Annotated in this window: 12 protein-coding genes; 6 read left to right on the top strand and 6 right to left on the bottom strand. The window is 64.4% G+C overall.

Annotation, left to right across the window (positions count from 1 at the left end):
• Nucleotides 1-136: 136 nt before the first annotated feature.
• The 5 genes from GXY47_01865 to GXY47_01845 all read right to left on the bottom strand — a co-directional run bounded on the left by GXY47_01865 (nt 137) and on the right by GXY47_01845 (nt 5,890).
• Nucleotides 137-1,093 (bottom strand): NAD(P)H-binding protein, encoded by a 957-nt coding sequence (locus GXY47_01865; GenBank protein NLV29875.1) that lies wholly within the window; start codon nt 1,091-1,093, stop codon nt 137-139.
• 116 nt (nt 1,094-1,209) lie between these two features.
• Entirely contained in the window at nt 1,210-1,749 is a 540-nt protein-coding gene (locus GXY47_01860) for a 2Fe-2S iron-sulfur cluster binding domain-containing protein (protein NLV29874.1), read from the bottom strand.
• A gap of 11 nt (nt 1,750-1,760) precedes the next feature.
• Complete coding sequence (locus tag GXY47_01855) at nt 1,761-3,680, bottom strand: 4Fe-4S binding protein (GenBank protein NLV29873.1); 1,920 nt, start codon at nt 3,678-3,680, stop codon at nt 1,761-1,763.
• The gene (locus GXY47_01850) at nt 3,677-4,753 is read right to left on the bottom strand and encodes a response regulator (GenBank protein ID NLV29872.1); all 1,077 of its coding nucleotides are present in this window, start codon (nt 4,751-4,753) and stop codon (nt 3,677-3,679) included. Before GXY47_01850 ends, GXY47_01855 begins: the two co-directional genes overlap by 4 nt.
• Nucleotides 4,754-5,392: 639 nt before the next feature.
• Nucleotides 5,393-5,890, bottom strand: a complete 498-nt coding sequence (locus tag GXY47_01845) for a hypothetical protein (GenBank protein ID NLV29871.1) — start codon at nt 5,888-5,890, stop codon at nt 5,393-5,395.
• A gap of 197 nt (nt 5,891-6,087) precedes the next feature.
• Here GXY47_01845 and GXY47_01840 point away from each other — a divergent pair, with 197 nt between their 5' ends.
• Complete coding sequence (locus GXY47_01840) at nt 6,088-7,980, top strand: prolyl oligopeptidase family serine peptidase (protein NLV29870.1); 1,893 nt, start codon at nt 6,088-6,090, stop codon at nt 7,978-7,980.
• A 93-nt stretch (nt 7,981-8,073) separates the two neighbouring features.
• Complete coding sequence (locus GXY47_01835) at nt 8,074-8,568, top strand: DUF3237 domain-containing protein (GenBank protein ID NLV29869.1); 495 nt, start codon at nt 8,074-8,076, stop codon at nt 8,566-8,568.
• A gap of 31 nt (nt 8,569-8,599) precedes the next feature.
• On the opposite strand, the gene GXY47_01830 is transcribed toward GXY47_01835, so the two are convergent.
• Nucleotides 8,600-10,375, bottom strand: a complete 1,776-nt coding sequence (locus GXY47_01830; GenBank protein ID NLV29868.1) for an SLC13 family permease — start codon at nt 10,373-10,375, stop codon at nt 8,600-8,602.
• Between the two features lie 355 nt (nt 10,376-10,730).
• Here GXY47_01830 and GXY47_01825 point away from each other — a divergent pair, with 355 nt between their 5' ends.
• From GXY47_01825 to GXY47_01810, 4 genes are all read left to right on the top strand, one after another.
• The gene (locus GXY47_01825; GenBank protein NLV29867.1) at nt 10,731-11,813 is read left to right on the top strand and encodes a hypothetical protein; all 1,083 of its coding nucleotides are present in this window, start codon (nt 10,731-10,733) and stop codon (nt 11,811-11,813) included.
• Between the two features lie 28 nt (nt 11,814-11,841).
• On the top strand, nt 11,842-13,677 hold the full coding sequence (locus GXY47_01820; GenBank protein NLV29866.1) for a LamG domain-containing protein: 1,836 nt from the start codon (nt 11,842-11,844) through the stop codon (nt 13,675-13,677).
• A 208-nt stretch (nt 13,678-13,885) separates the two neighbouring features.
• A complete protein-coding gene (locus tag GXY47_01815) occupies nt 13,886-14,428 on the top strand; it encodes a hypothetical protein (GenBank protein NLV29865.1) in 543 nt (180 codons plus the stop codon).
• An 83-nt stretch (nt 14,429-14,511) separates the two neighbouring features.
• Entirely contained in the window at nt 14,512-15,072 is a 561-nt protein-coding gene (locus tag GXY47_01810; GenBank protein NLV29864.1) for a hypothetical protein, read from the top strand.
• Nucleotides 15,073-15,344: the final 272 nt, after the last annotated feature.

Below are 15,344 nucleotides of genomic sequence, written 5' to 3'. Positions count from 1 at the left end.
TAGGCCTCATGTCTGCTCGTTTCATTCCAATGTCTCCGCCACGCCGATCGACCTCTTAACCCGCATTATGATCATACCGCAAGCCCGGAATTGTGGGAAATTGCAGTCGGACACTTCGGCGAGGGGGTAACCCGGATCATGGGGTCCGGAGGAGGTGGGAGCAGCTTTCCGGGCACCGCCGGAGGTATTCCGCCAGCGATTCCGCCGGGCGGCCCGTCAACCTGCGCACCGCGTCGCTGACGCGGGCCAGGTCCCCCGCCGCGATCTGCAGAAAGTGGGTGACGAACACCTCCACCTCGTAGGCGTCCAGGCCGCGCCCGGTCAGGCGTCTGCGTTCGGCCTCGAAGCCTTCCAACCGGCTGGTGCGGCGCGTGGCCCTGGCCTCTTCGGGGGTCTGCGCCTGGTAGGTGATCGCCCGTCCGACGGCGGCCGAAAGCCGCTGGGCGGTCTCACCGAGGGTCAGGGCTTCCGGGCCCGTCAGGTCGTAGCTCCGCCCCTCGTGGCCGGGCGAAGTCATCACCGCCGCCGCGGCCGCCGCGATGTCGTCCCGCGTCACCCAGGCGGCGCGCCCTTCCCCCGCCGGCGCCCGCACGACGTCGTCCGCGGAGACGCACAGCGGCACGTTGTCCGTGTACAGGCTCGCCCTCAGGAACGTATATTCCATGCCGGAGGCGCGTATCCGCTCCTCGGTGTGAAAATGATCGTGGGCGAGGATGAAAACGGCGTCCGGCGCTGCGCGAACGACGGAGAGGTAGACGATGCGCCGCACGCCGGCGGCCCCGGCCGCATCCACGGCCGCCCGCTGCTGCTCGAGCCGGTCGTAGCGGGGCGCGGGCACGCCGTTTCTGGCGCTCTGGTGCGCGACCCCGAACCGGTCCCGGGCGGAAACGAGGAAGAGGGTGTCGACGCCGTACAGGGCCCGGCGCATCGCCGGCGCATCGTCATAGGAGGAAGCCGCCGCAATTTCGGCGCCCGGCAGAAGCGGGGCCCGCGCAGGATCGCGCACGACGAGCCGCTGCGCCAACCCGAGCGCGGCTATCCGCGCCGCAACCCTGCGCCCGACCTGCCCGGTAGCTCCCGTTACCGCCAGCATTGGCTTGACCCCGTGGTGTTTCCGGACCCGGCAGCCGCCCCGACGGGCGGCAGGCCGATCTTACCGCAGAACCCGCGGGTGTCGACATTCTTTCTGCACCTTCGATCCGGCGCGCGTCAGCAGCGCGAGGCAATCCAGCCGCTGTTGCACAGGGTGAAGCATTCGCCGCACGACCGGCAGGAAAGCTCCGCCCCTTCGAGCAGCGCCGGCCGGCGATCGATGCCGCGGCCCTTGAAGTAGATCCTGTTCTCCTTTTTGATCTCCGCGCAGTAGCGGAGGCAGCGCCCGCAAAGGCTGCAGTCCGTCATGCCGGTCCTGAAGCGCGAGGCGGTGACCCCGTATTCCTCCGCGTACGTCTGCCAGGAAGGCCAGAGGAGTTCGATGATCATCTTGCGGATCTTGACCACCATCTCCGTCTTTGTCCGCACACGGAGACCTTCCTCTATGGGGTAGACGCAGGACGCCACCAGTTTTTTGCGGCCCCCGCCGGTTTCGATCTCGACCATGCACATCCGGCAGGCGCCGAAGGACTCCAGCCGGTCGTCATGACACAGGGTGGGTATTTCAATGCCGGCGGACCTCGCGGCCTGCAGAACGGTGGTTCCCGGCGCGCCCTCTACGGCACGACCATCAATTTCCAATCGGACAGTATCCATGGCGCTCCCCGCTACTCTCTAGTTCCGGCCAAAGCAAACTCCTCGGCGGCTTCGTGCCGGATCGCGTCCGCCGGGACCTTGACGACGGCGCCGAATTTCTCGGGGCATGCCCTGAAACAGGCGCCGCACTTGATGCACTTCTCCTGGACGATGGTAAAAACGTCCGTCTCCGATTTGTGGACGGCTCCAGCCGGGCAGCTGCGCTGGCAGGCGCCGCAGGACCGGCATTTTTCCTGGCTGATATCGTAGGCGATCAGCGCCGTGCAAACGCCGGCGCGGCATCGCCCCTGCCGGATATGCTCTTCGTATTCCCCGCGGAAATACTTCAGGGTGCTGACGACCGGGTTGGGCGCCGATTGGCCCAGCGCGCAGAGGGACGCGACCTGCATGAATTCCGCCAGTTCCTCCAGTATTTCGAGATCGCCTTCCCGGCCTTTCCCCGAAGCGATGTCGTCGAGGATGCGGAGCATCTGGCGCGTGCCTTCGCGGCAGGGAACGCACTTGCCGCACGATTCGTGCGCAAGGAAGTTCGTGTAGTACCGCGCGGTATCCACCATGCAGGTGTTTTCGTCCATGACGATCATGCCGCCCGAACCCATCATGGAACCCGCCCTGGTGAGCTCGTCAAAATCCACCGGGAGATCGAGCAGGGTTTCCGGGATGACCCCGCCGGAGGGTCCGCCGGTCTGCACCGCCTTGAAGGATTTCCCGTCGGGAACCCCGCCGCCGATTTTAAAGATGATGTCGCGGAGCGGGGTCCCCATCGGAACTTCGACCAGTCCCGTGTTTTTGACCTTGCCTACCAGCGAGAAGATCTTGGTGCCCTTGCTCCCCTCCGTTCCCAGGCCGCGGAACCAATCCGCGCCCTTTTGGATGATGCGGGGAACGGTGGCCCAGGTTTCGACGTTGTTCAGGCAGGAGGGTTTGCCCCAGACCCCCTTCTCGGAGGTATGCACGTATTTGGGTCGCGGTTCGCCGACGTGCCCTTCGATGGCGCTCATCAGGGCGCTGGATTCCCCGGAGACGAAGGCCCCGGCCCCGCGGTGGATGGTGACGTCGAAGGAGAACCCGGACCCGAGGATGTTCCTGCCGAGCAGCCCGTATTCGCGCGCCTGCTCGATGGCGATCCTGGCGCTCCTGAGCGCCAGCGGATATTCCTGGCGCACGTACAGGAACCCTTCCGCGGCTCCGATCGCATAGGCGCCCAGGATCAGTCCCTCCAGGACGCTGTGCGGATTTCCCTGGAGCAGGCTGCCGTCCATGAAGGCGCCCGGATCCCCTTCGTCGGCGTTGACAATGACGTATTTCGGCTCGCCGGGGGCGTTGCGCGTGGTTTCCCATTTCCGGCCGGCCGGAAAGCCGCCGCCCCCCCGGCCGCGCAGTTTGGCCGCTTTCACTTCCTGGAGCACGGATTCGGGCGTCATCCCGGAAAGAGCCTTTGCCAGCGCGCCGTAACCGCCGATGGCGATGTAGTCCATGATGCTGGTGGCATCGATCCGGACGTTGTCTTCCAGGAGGACGCGTTCCTGGTGCTTGTAGAAAGGTATCTCCTGCAGACGTGCGATGCGCCCGCCGGTTTCTTCGTCGAGATACAGGAGGTCGGTGACCGGCCCCTCCCCCGCGCCGAGCCTGTCGATGATGGCCGCCGCGTCCTTCGGCTGCACTTTGAGACAGCAGGCATCCGAAGGCTGGATCACCACCAGCGGGGCGCCTTCGCAGAAGCCGTGGCACCCGGTCCGGCGGACTCCGATGGTGTCTCCAAGTCGGCGCTTTTCGATCTCGCCATCCAGGGCGTCCGCCAACGCTTCGGCGCCGCAGGCACGACAGCCCGATCCCGTACACACCTCCAGCCAGGCCTCCCTGGCGTCGCGCCCGGCAACAGCCTGTGTTCTCAGGTTCTCAAGATCCGCAACGGTTTTCACGCGTTTCATGCCTGCGTCTCCTTCTGCATCGTTTTAATGATTGTGTCGAGCCGGCTCCGGTCAGGATCGCGATAATACTCGCTGTCGACCTGGATCACCGGCGCCAGGGCGCAGCATCCGAGGCAATGGACGGTCTCCAGCGTGTAGGTGAGGCGGCTGTCCGTCTGTCCCGGTTGAAGGCCCAGCGCGGCGGAGACCCGGGTCAGCAGTTCGGAGGCTCCCCGCACGTGGCAAGCCGTCCCCGTGCAGACCTGGAACGAATGCCGGCCCCGCGGTTCCAGGCTGAACGCTTCATAGAAGTTGGCGATTCCGTGGATCTCGCGGAGCGGGATGTGGAGTCTGCCGGATACCCAGCCGAGGATATGGCGTGGAAGCCAGTGAAACGTCTCCTGGATGTCCAGGAGCGTCTGAATGAGCGCATCCTTCCGAAAGCCGTACTTGCGCATGATGGCGTCGGCTTTGAGGAGATCCTCGCGGATGCCGGCGATAGCGCGTTCCTTCCCCCCGGTCCGGCCGAGGCCGTCCGCGCGGTGCTTCGCCTCTTTCTCGAGAGAGGCCAGTTCGTCGAGCAGCTGGCGCTTTTCCATGCCCAGGGAGTAGGCTTCACCAAGGAAATCAAGCCCCTGAAGCAACAGATCCTGTTTCGCCCTGGGCGCATCGGCCTGCCTGCGCAGCGTGCTGAGATCCACCCCGCGCCGCACCGAATCCAGGAGCTTTTCGGGATCGACGGGCTTCATCAGAAAATCGTGGGCGCCCAGCCGCATGCATTCCACCGCGCAGTCCACCGTCCCGTCTCCGGTCATGACAATCGGTATCGTCGCGGATCCGGGCTCGGCCAGCCGGGCCAGCGCCTCGAATCCTGTCACACCCGGAATCCCGAGATCCAGAAGTACGACGCTCGGGCCGTCCGACTCCGCCGCCTGAAGACCCTGCCGCCCGTCGCCGGCAACGGCGACGCAATACCCGTCCTCTTCCAGGGTCCGGCGACAAGCCGCTGCCGATGCAGCGTCGTCATCCATAATAAGCACGTCCAGCGGGGGCGACGCCCCCGGGCCGATGGTCGTCATCTTGCGGGTATCCATAGTCAACCTCTTTAATTGGTGACACTTACGATAATGCTGCATTCATCGCCCCCGGCGATGTTCCTCCGCCGTCGGAGATTTCCGGGCCTTGGCCCGAGGCCTCAATGAAGGTCTCCTGAGGGCCGAAAGGGTATCGTTCGCGGGGGTTGAACTGCCGGTATCCGGGAGGCTCGGGCTGTGCTTCTCGAGTATCTTATGCAGTGTTTACGGATGAATACGGTGTTTGCGGCAGATCCGGCGTTTATCCTCGCGTTCCACCAGAATCGGCCGATGCTATTTCCATGCAGTCCGGTTTCATTCGACGATTGGCGCTGCTTCCAGGCACGTTGCCAACCACTGGTGATTGTCCATCATGTGGTCGAGCAAACAAGGCATGCAGCGTTTCGGCGACGGCTTCCTCCTTTCCAGAACCGGGCATTGTATAGCCGCGCGAGGGAAAAACCAAGCAAGACTATGAAACGGCCGTCGGGAACGACCGCCGCCCCCGCCAGACAAGAGCGGGGTCCGGGACTATGGCAGGCGGTCGGGGGAGCTTCCATTTCGATAGGGGAGAAAGAACGCCGCCGGCGGAGAAGGGATTTTCTGCCCATCCCCGCCGGCGGCGCTGTTACATCGGCAACCGGGTGTTATTGCAGCCGGCTACTTGACTTTCTTGACGGTCAGTTCCATGGGAGGCATGCCGCCGCCGGGGCCGCCGCCGCCCGGAGGAGGTCCCCCCATTCCCCCGCCGCCGGGACCGCCGCCGGGACCGCCGCCCGGACCGCCGCCCATGGCGCTGAAATCGACTCCGCTCATGTCCATTTCCATCGTCAGCTTCATCTCATCGCCAGCGACGGCGCCCTTGTAATTGATCTTCAGTCCGGCCATCATGCCGCCTTCCATCACGACCGTGAAGGAAACGTCATTGCCGTCGATTTTCCCCTCGGTGATCTTGTTTTCGCCCCCCTGGCGGCCCGGACTCGTTCCGGTGAATTTGGTGGGATCGGCTTGATCGGGGACGAAGGTGAAGCTCACCTCCATGGATTGGCCCATCATCTCCCTGGTGCCTTTCCACGTTCCAGCAATATCCGCGCCCAAAGCCGACGAAAGCATCACGCTCAGGGCAAAGACAGTCAAAACAAGGATTTTGATCCGCATAGAATGTTCACCTCTCTGCAAAGTTGGCAAATTCGCGCAGGCCTTTATTCCTAAAGAGCTATGGTCATACATACGCCTGGACCAGGGCCGATGTTACCGATTCCTTTCCCCGCCCGCTCGCGCCTGTTGTATCATCGGAGGTGTTCCATCATGAACAATGGGGCCGACGATCACGTCGGAAAGAAAAGGAGGGACCCGTGCCGAAGAACCTGCCGCCCTTGCTTCTTACGCTCGCCCTCACCGCGGGCCTGACTTTCACCTCCGGCGCCCTCGCTCTCGACTACTCCAACCGACAGGGGAACCCGGCCACTTTCGAGACGCTGGAGGAAACCCGCGTGAGCAGCCCTGCTGCCGCCGCCTCGCAGGACTCCGGCAAGGGGGCCTTCAAGTCCCACCCCGTGCTCGACGGCTATCCTGAAGGAACCACGTACGTATACCGGTCGGCGAACCTCTGGGGCGGGCGCGCCCTCCGCTCCAACACCAACATCCTGGTCTTTGCCGAGAAGTCCTTCCCGAACAAGGATGCCGCGCTCACCTACCTGAAAAATCTCGGCATGACCGACATCATCGATGCGGCGATCGGGAGCGTGGTGCTCGTCACGCCGTCCGACCCCAAGGCCGGCTTCGCCGCCGCCGACCAGAAGCACTATTACGCCCTCCAGACGGCGATGCTGTCACTGGGCGGATCGGAAAGATCCGGCGACATCGTCACGACCTGGTCCGACGGCGCCTACTTCGGCGGCTTCGGCTTCCTTTATGCCATCGGGATCGACGGCGGTGCGACCTTCTTCAACAACTACATCGCCAGCACCTTCGACTACGCGAGCCGCATTGCCGGCGCCCTGCTGATCAACGGCAGGATGGAGGAGGTCCGCAAGGTGGCCGCCGTTCTGCCCGCCTATCTCGTGAACCCCACCGAGGCCGTCGCGGCCGGGTACAAGGCCGCGAACGAAACCGACGCCGCAAGGGGGGACGGCGGGACCACCACCTGCTTCAACCAGGCCCTGCCGCTTCAGCAGGTGACCGTCCACAGGGAACCCAAGCCGGACGCGGCCGCCATCATAAAGAGGGTGTACGACGAAATGTTCTCCCGGACGATGCGCGTCCCCGTCGTCAAACAGGGATTGCACAGCGCCGGCACGCCCTTCCAGGGATATACGTTCGATCAGGCGCCCTATTCCCTGGCCGCGCGGAACATCGTCACCAACGGCGTGACGCGCGACGGCGTTTCCGTGTTTCCGCACCAGGAAGACAGGTTCTCGGGCATCCGAACCCCGGCCGGCGAGTACCTGCAGACCTGGTACGAGTATGTACCCGGCGAGGTTCTCCAAAACGGGGTCGCGGCTGGCACCGTTCCGCTCGTCATCGCCCTCCATGGCGGCGGCGATGATCCGCAGGCCTTCGTGGAGGAGGTCGGCTGGCTGGAGATGGTGTGTCAGGAGCGGTTTATCCTGGTGGCCCCGGAGCACCAGGGTCTCTCTTCCGATCAGCCGGTTCTCGGGGAATCGCTGGCCGCGCTGGCCGCCTACATGATGAAGACCTATCCCGCGATCGATGCTTCACGCGTCTATGCGTCCGGCTATTCGATGGGCGGAGGGGCCACCCTCGCCATCGCGACCAGCCACCCGCGGATGCTGGCGGCCGTTGTCGACATGGCCGGCGCGATGTTCACGTTCACGGACGCCATGGAGGAGCGGTTTGAGGAAACGGACCTGCCGTTCATGTACCTGACCAGCGCCTATGACCTGTCGCCCAATATAAACCCCGAAGACGGAAGTCTTTCGGACAATTCCCAGGTGCTGTTGAATGCATTCCTGCTTTTCAACGGGATGGACCGGGTCCGCTATGACTTCGAAGCCCACCCGAAGTGCGGGTTTCAGGCCGACGCCTGGTCGGAAACCGTGTTGAACGGCGAACACAGGAACTTCATCTGGTATCTGAATGACAGGCAGGGCGTTCCCATGGTGGCCCTCAGCTATACGGCCGACCTGGTTCATGCTCTGTACCCGCAATACGCCGGAATCGCGTGGGACTACCTGGCCCGGTTCTCGCGCAATCGGAAGACGGGCGCCGTCCAATACCATCCTTGACCCGGAATCTTCATGAAGCGCATCGTCGCAATCGAAGGAGACTATCCCATGAGAAAGATCTGCCTGACACTCTTCACCCTGTCGCTGTTTGCCATGACCGCAGGGAACCCTCTCGCGGACGATCTGTTGCCCAGGCCGGAACTGGAGTTCCTGTTCGAACTGACGGCCACATTGGAGCCGCCGCAGGAACTGGGCAAGACCAAATACGGCACCCGTCGCATCATCAATATCTCGGGCGGGACCTTCTCGGGACCCAAAATCAAGGGGACCGTGCTGCGCGGCGGCGCGGACTGGCAGACCGTGCGCGAAGACGGCACCGCCGACCTGGTGGCCAGGTACAGCCTGAAGACCGATGACGGCCTGATCATCTTCGTCGAAAACACGGGCATCCGGACCGCACCCAGGGCGGTTCTCGACCGCCTCGCCAGGGGTGAAGAGGTGCCCCCTTCCGAGTACTACATGCGTACCGGCGCCAGGATGGAGGTCGAGGCCGGCAGCAAGTACGATTGGCTCAACAAATCGGTCATCATATCCACGGGAATGCGCAGGGCGAACAGCGTGGTCATCCATTTCTACAGGGTGTTGTAGCCGGGCCTCCGCCATGCGCATCCGGCGGGGGTCACAGGGGCCAGAGCCGGGGGGCCAGAAAGATCGCCACGAGATAGACGACCACCGTGAGAAGACCGCCCACCTTGAGAAAATCGCTGAAGCGGTAGCGGCCCGGCCCGTAGACCATCAGGCAGGCGGGCTCCAGGGGGGTCAAATACGAGGTGCTGGCCGCGATCGTTATCATCATGGCGAAGGTGCGCGGGTTCAGGCCCAGCTGCAGGGCGGTCTGCACCGCGACCGGGACGACGACGGCCGCAGCCGCCTGGTTGGACATCGGCTGGGTCAGGGCCACCGTGAGGAAGAAGAACCCGCTCAGCAGCCAGAGCGGGTTCCACCCCCCCACCAGCGCGGTCAGCCGGTCGGCCAGAAACGCCGCCGTGCCGGTGGACTGCATCGCCACCCCCAGGCCCAGCATGCTGCCGATCAGGATCAGCACCTTCCAATCCACCTGGCGATAGGCCTCTTCGGGTGAGATGCAGCGCGTCACGAAGACCAGCAGGGCGCCGGAAAGCATGGCGGCCGGCAGGGGGAGGAGGTTCATCGAGCCGGCGATGAACGCGCCGATGAAGATCGCCGTCACCAGCAACGCCTGCCTGGGACGGAACCGCCGGGTCTCCATGATGCCCAGTACGTCGAAAGCGTTCTCCGCCTCGAGCGCCGCGATCTGGTTGTGCTTTCCCTGCACGAGCAGCACATCCCCCAGCCCCAGGCGGGTGTCGGCGAGCCTCGACCGGATCACCCCCGTGCGGCGGTTGATGGCCAGGACCTGGATCCGGTAGCGCTCCCGCATCTTCAGGCCCTTGGCCGTGCGCCCGAGGAAGGGCGAGCCGGGCAGCAGCACCACCTCCGCCAGGCCCAGCCCCTCGGCCTCCAGGTCCGCGTCCGAGACCGTGGCATCCTCCTGCGCGTCGAGGCCCGGGACGTCCTTGACCTTCAGGATCGCCTCGGAGGACCCCTCCACCAGCAGGGTGTCTCCCGTCCGCAACAGGGTGTCGGCGGACGGGTCGAGCGTGCGCTTCCCGTCGCGGATGATGGCCAGTACCGTCAGGTCGTAATTCCGCCCCAGGCCGGAGTCCGCCAGCGTGTTGCCGTCAAGGGAGGATCGCTCCAGGATGCGCAGCTCGGCCAGGTAGGGGCGCAGGCCGAAGGTGTCGGTCAGGGTCGGCTCGGCCGGGCGCTCGGGGATCAGCCGCCTGCCGAAGAACCCCATGTAGAGCAGGCCGGCCGCCAGCACGGAAACCCCGACCGGCGTCAACTCCAGCATGCCGATCGCCGGCATGCCGAACTGGGTCATCAGGCCGCTCACCACCACGTTGGTCGAGGTACTCACCAGGGTCACCGAACTGGCCAGGATCGCCGCGAAAGCCATGGGCATCAGGAGACGCGAGGCGCTCATCCCCGTTCTCTGGCTGATGCCCAGGATCACCGGGAGGAAGAACGCCGCGGCGGCCGTGTTGTTGATGAAGGAACTGAACAACGCCACGGCCAGCATGGTCGCGGGCAGCAGGGCTCCGGGATGTTTGCCCGTAATTTCCAGTAAACGGCGGCTCACGACCTCCACCGCTCCCGTGCGCATCAGGGCCGCGGTCATGATCAAAAGGCCGAGGAGGAGCATGACCGTGTCGCTCCCGAAACCGGAGAACGCCCGGTCCAGGGGGATCAAATCCAGGACGATCAGGGCGAGCAGCACCCCCAGCGCGGTCACGTCCGGAGGCACCCACTCGAACCAGAAGAGGACGAGCGCTACGGCGAGGATGATCAACAGCGACAGGATCGAAAGGGTCATGGCGCGTGGCTCCAGGTTCACTCCCCCGCTGCCGGCGTCGGGGAGCCGCGCCCCCGGCGGCACCGACCAGCCGGCCGTACTCCACCTTCCATCATCAGGGCCCCGGTCTTCAAGCGAAATCCCGCCATGGCACGCTGGATTGTGCTCCTCGAACCAGGTGCCATGGTTTCGGGAAGAGCGGATTCTTCTTTTTGACTTTGACATTCGCCTTCATAGACGCCATATGTAAATAAGTACGGGGATTCGTCCCCAGGCTGTCATCCCCCCCCGAACGAGTAAAGAAGACCTGGACACTCGACCGTTTGCATCTGAATCCAGGGGTACCTGGATTCAATACCTTTGGGGGGTTGCCGTCATGCCGAGATTTCTCATCGTCGCGTCACTGTTTATGTTTTCCACCCTGCCTGGCCCTGCCCTGGCCGAAGACGCGCAGGCCATTCTGCAGAAAGTGGAGGAACTTCAACGCCAGCGCCTCGCCGGAATAACCCGTTATACCGTCGATGCGACCATCATGGGTCAGCGCCAGGTCACCACCTACGAGCGCGCGTCGCTCACGGTCGACGGCGGGACGGTCGAAGTGTTTCGCCCGGTCTCCCCGGGCAGGGACGGACAGGCCGCCGGCGGTCCGGGCCAGGCGATGACGCCCGATCAACTGGAGGCCTTTGCCGGCGCCCAGGCGATGACGGGGGACGCGCTGAGTGAAGAAATGGACCGCGGCATGCAGCAGGCGGGCCTGCCCAGGGGCCTGCTGGGGGCTTTGGGCGCCGGGTCGGCCGATCGGCCGTGGGCTTCGGCCGATCCGCGGGTCCTCATGGGGGGCAACGCCGGCTTCCTGCGGGCGGCCGCCGACGCCGGCCGTGCGAATGCCGCGGAAGCCGCCTCACCTGAAACCGACACGGGGCTTGCCGCGTTCGCGCAGCGGGCCAGGCTCGTCGGCACCGAAAAGATCGACGGCATCGCGGCCTTCCATCTCGCAGCCGACAACCTCGACCGGCGGCAACCTCTCGAGGACGGCGGCGAGCTGACGATCGACACCGTGAGCCTGTGGATTGACAAGAAGATGTACGTGCCGCTCAAACTGACCATGCAGGGGACGCTGTCGGCCCAGGGGCAGACACGCAGGATCGAGATCGAGAAGATTCATTCCGATTATCGCGCGGTCGCGGGGTCCCCGATGTACGAGTCCTATCGCCAGGTGGTGCGCATGGGAGGCGTCATGGCCGAAAAGGACCGGAAGGAAATGCAGAAAGCCCAGGGGGAGCTCGCCAGGCTCGAGAAACAGATCTCCGCGATGCCTCCATCACAGCGGGCAATGATGAAAAAAATGATGGGATCGCAGCTCGACACCGTCCGAAAACTGGCGGCGGACGGCGGCATGGAAGTCGTGACCGAGGTGAACGCCATACACGTCGACACCCGCCTGCCCGCCGCGGACTAGAATCCGGGCAGACGGAAAGGAGGGAAAAGTGATCGGGAAGCTGCTCCTCATCCTCGCCGCCGCGCTGTCCTGCCCGGCATCGGCGATCGCACTTGCGGCCCCCTGCGAGGCCCTATTCCACTTCGACGGGGATCTCTCCGATTCGAGCGGCAACGGCCACGACGGCCGGATGCTGGCGCCCGAAGGCATGGAGGCGACTCCTCAATTCGTCCCGGGACGGTCGGGACAGGCGCTGCGCCTGGACGGCGAGTCGGCCATGCGCGCATTCATCGACCTTCATCCGGACACCTGCCCCCAGGTGACCTTCAGCGCCTGGATCAACGTTGAATCGGTAGCCTCGAAACGGATCCAGAACGTGATTTCGACCGGCAATGGAATCAGTCCCGGCCTGCGCCTCTCCGGCAACCATCTGGTGATGGCCGGGAGGGCCAACGGGATTTACGCCCGTGACGTCAACCTGGCGGGCGCCGGCTGGACGTTCGTGAGCATGGTCTATGATTATACCAACGCGGAGTACCGATTGTACTGGCGCGCCCGGGAGGAGGTGAAGCCCCTGGGGGGCGGCCCGGTCACGCCGGGGGAGGCGGTCTGGATCGGAGCCTTCAACGACAGGATATCGGATACGGCCCGCGACATCCTGATCGACGATCTCCGCATCTTCGGCCGGGCCCTCGATGCCCGGGAAATTGCCGCGCTGCGCACCGCCCCCGCCGGATCGGACGGCGCGGTCGCCTCCTCCAAAGGAGCCGCGGGCGGCAGCTGTTCGGCCGGCGCCGCGTGCCCGGCGGGATCCTATTGTGCCATCGACGGCACCTGCCACCCGGAGAGCCACCGGCCGATGCCGGGCACCGGGACTGGACCGGGCGTAGCGGGCCTCCAGGAACGGCTCGCCGCACGGAACGCGGAGGGCGCCGGAGATCTCGATTTCGATTACGATTCACCGACGGGAATGCTCGACGGCGCAAGTTCGGGAGAAGGGACCCTCGACGGACTTCAGGAGCGGCTCGCCCGCCAGAGTGCAGGGCGAACCGGTGACATCGGCGGCGATTTCCGGGCCACCACCCCTCCCTCCCTCGACAGCGCCGATTCGAGCCCGGGCGCGACGGAAACCGGTGCCGTCCAGGAGGCCTCCGGTCCTGTCGGGGGCAAAGGATCGATGACCGCCGGGCAATTTCTGCGGCAAAGCAGCTACCGGAAAGAGGCCACGGGAAATGTCAGGGACTGCACGGCGTTTTCGGAGGTCATCGGCGACCTTGCCACCGGGTTCCGCGACGCGGTCCTGGAATTGTCCGTTGAGAGCGCCTGCGGATTTCTCACCACCCCCGTGCACCTGACCCGGGCGGCCGCGGATGTCCCGGACGCCTCGGGATACGAGACGATGGCGTTCCGCGAGGCCATTCTGGAGGAAGCCTACCGGAGCTGCGTTGCCTCGACTTCGGCCGTCGCCCGATTGCCCGACAAAATGGTGGCCTTCTGGAATTCCATCACCGGGAGCGACACCTGGGCCACCATCGGACCGAGAAAACTGGAGTTCGGAAGGGTTCAATCGGGCAACCTGATAGCACCGGGGGACCGGAAATTCATCTCCACCTCCCCGGCCATGAGCCGCAGTCGGGTCTTTCTGAACCTGCGGGAGCTTGAAGGGAAGGCGCGGGTGACGGCTCGCGTGTGCAGGGTCTCGCTCGGCAACCATTACGAGAAACTGCATACCCTGACCGTCAACGAGACGCCCGAAGAGCGCGCCGACGAGAAGCAGTGGATCCTCCAGGACCTTGGAGATCTTCACCGGCATTTCCTGATCGTCTACCTGGACGCCGCCGGGACCGTCACGCGCAATTTCAGATACGAGCTCAAGGCCGAATGACCGCCCGATAGCGTCATTCCGGCCTGTTGTCCCCGCGCCATTCGAGCATCATTTCCGCTTTCTCATCCTCCTGGATCCGCATATAATGGGTCCCAGGTTTCCTCCAATTTCTCAAGGCGTTACAGAGGAAGGATTTTCCGGGCAGCGCCCGCGGCCCTTTCGCGGCAGCGCTTTGGTTCCAATACGGATGCTTAAACAGGAGGGAGACATGACGGGGAAAAGGGAAACGAACCGGAGGGATTTTTTTCAGAGCGTATCCGCCGGAGCCGCCGGGATGGCCTTTGCCAGCGTACTGTCCACGCTGAATGCGGCCGCGGCGGCGCAGCAGCCGGACTATTACGGCAAAATGGACATGAGCAAGCTGGGGAATGTCGTCAGGGAACCGAATGTGGTCGAATTCAAGCCCTGGAAATCGATCCACTCGACGATCACGTCTCCCATGATCACGGCATGGGGTTCCGGGGACATTCCCGAGTCGAAACTGGCGATAGGATTTGCCTATATCACCAAGCCCGATACCCTGGGCGGCGCCACCCATTCCCACGCCCACGATCAGTGGATATTCCTGATCGGGGGGGACGGGAGAAATTTTCTCGAATTCGACGCCGATGCCGAAATGCTGCTGGGCGACAGGGTCCGGAAGGTCGACTATTCCTGCTATTTCTTCATTCCGGCCAACACGCCCCACTGTCCGCTGGTCATCAAACGGGTCGGAAAACCGATTGTCTTCATCGATGCGAGGATGGGCTGACGGGGGCCCTCATCCCGGCTCCGTCCGGACGCCCCCCAAGGGGGGCATCGAGAGGGCATGAACCTGACGGGGTGCAGGACGCCATGGTCTACCGTCACTGGTCCTCCCGGCCGGTACGACTGACCGGGCGGACCTACCCGCAGAGCGGGCATCCCAAGCCGAACGGCTTCTGGTTTGACGTGGACGACAGCTGGAAGGAGTGGTGCGAGGCCGCGCGCTTCCGCCCGGAAAGGCTCCGCTTCTTCCACGAGGTCACCCTTCTCGACCTTTCCCGGGTACTCTTCCTGAAAACGGCGGAGGATATCGACCGCTTCACCCGGGAATACGGGCATGACCTTTCCACCCATATCGAACCGCTGCAGGGGCCCGAAGCCAGGCGTGAGTTCGCGGACCGGTACGGGTGCGATCTTTTCGGCGATATCCGGAGACATTTTTCCAGCTATATCCTGTGGGGCGAAGTCGCCAAACGTCACGCCGGCATCGTCATCCATCCCTATATCCCCGAAAGAAGCGCGACCTACCTGTGGTACGCGGGGTGGAACTGCGCCGGCGGATGCGTCTGGGACCTTGCCGTCATGGGCGTGGGACGTGCGCGGCCGGCACCACCCGGTTTCGGGCGGAACCTGCCCGGTTCCGGGATATGATGGGTTTTTGCTTCTATGAGGGGGGGCATGCCACAACGGGGATTTCCCTGTCTCCCGGCCGGTTTTCCGGGCGCCGCGCTTTTCCTCCCTTTCCGCCCTGGTGAAGATGGAAGAGGTCGAGCGGGCTCAACGTGGTGATCACCGAATCGGACCCGCTCGATTACGCGGGCATGGACCTTGCCGCGGGCACGGAGCCCGACAGCCGGCCTAGGGGCCTGCGAGCACGGCGAAGCCATCCCGCACTATGGACCCCGCAAGTCCCGTTGACCTGA

Source organism: Acidobacteriota bacterium (assembly GCA_012729555.1).
Taxonomy (GTDB): Bacteria; Acidobacteriota; UBA6911; order UBA6911; family UBA6911; genus UBA6911.
Note: the sequence above shows the minus strand (reverse complement) of the source record. Positions and strands in the feature narration are given on the sequence as shown.

Bases quoted from the DNA above. Each gene is read 5' to 3' on its own strand.
- GXY47_01815 (NLV29865.1), top strand. From the start codon at position 13,886: ATGACGGGGAAAAGGGAAACGAACCGGAGGGATTTTTTTCAGAGCGTA.
- GXY47_01830 (NLV29868.1), bottom strand. From the start codon at position 10,375: ATGACCCTTTCGATCCTGTCGCTGTTGATCATCCTCGCCGTAGCGCTC.
- GXY47_01865 (NLV29875.1), bottom strand. From the start codon at position 1,093: ATGCTGGCGGTAACGGGAGCTACCGGGCAGGTCGGGCGCAGGGTTGCG.
- GXY47_01850 (NLV29872.1), bottom strand. From the start codon at position 4,753: ATGGATACCCGCAAGATGACGACCATCGGCCCGGGGGCGTCGCCCCCG.
- GXY47_01835 (NLV29869.1), top strand. From the start codon at position 8,074: ATGACCGCAGGGAACCCTCTCGCGGACGATCTGTTGCCCAGGCCGGAA.
- GXY47_01825 (NLV29867.1), top strand. From the start codon at position 10,731: ATGCCGAGATTTCTCATCGTCGCGTCACTGTTTATGTTTTCCACCCTG.
- GXY47_01860 (NLV29874.1), bottom strand. From the start codon at position 1,749: ATGGATACTGTCCGATTGGAAATTGATGGTCGTGCCGTAGAGGGCGCG.
- GXY47_01855 (NLV29873.1), bottom strand. From the start codon at position 3,680: ATGAAACGCGTGAAAACCGTTGCGGATCTTGAGAACCTGAGAACACAG.
- GXY47_01810 (NLV29864.1), top strand. From the start codon at position 14,512: ATGGTCTACCGTCACTGGTCCTCCCGGCCGGTACGACTGACCGGGCGG.
- GXY47_01845 (NLV29871.1), bottom strand. From the start codon at position 5,890: ATGCGGATCAAAATCCTTGTTTTGACTGTCTTTGCCCTGAGCGTGATG.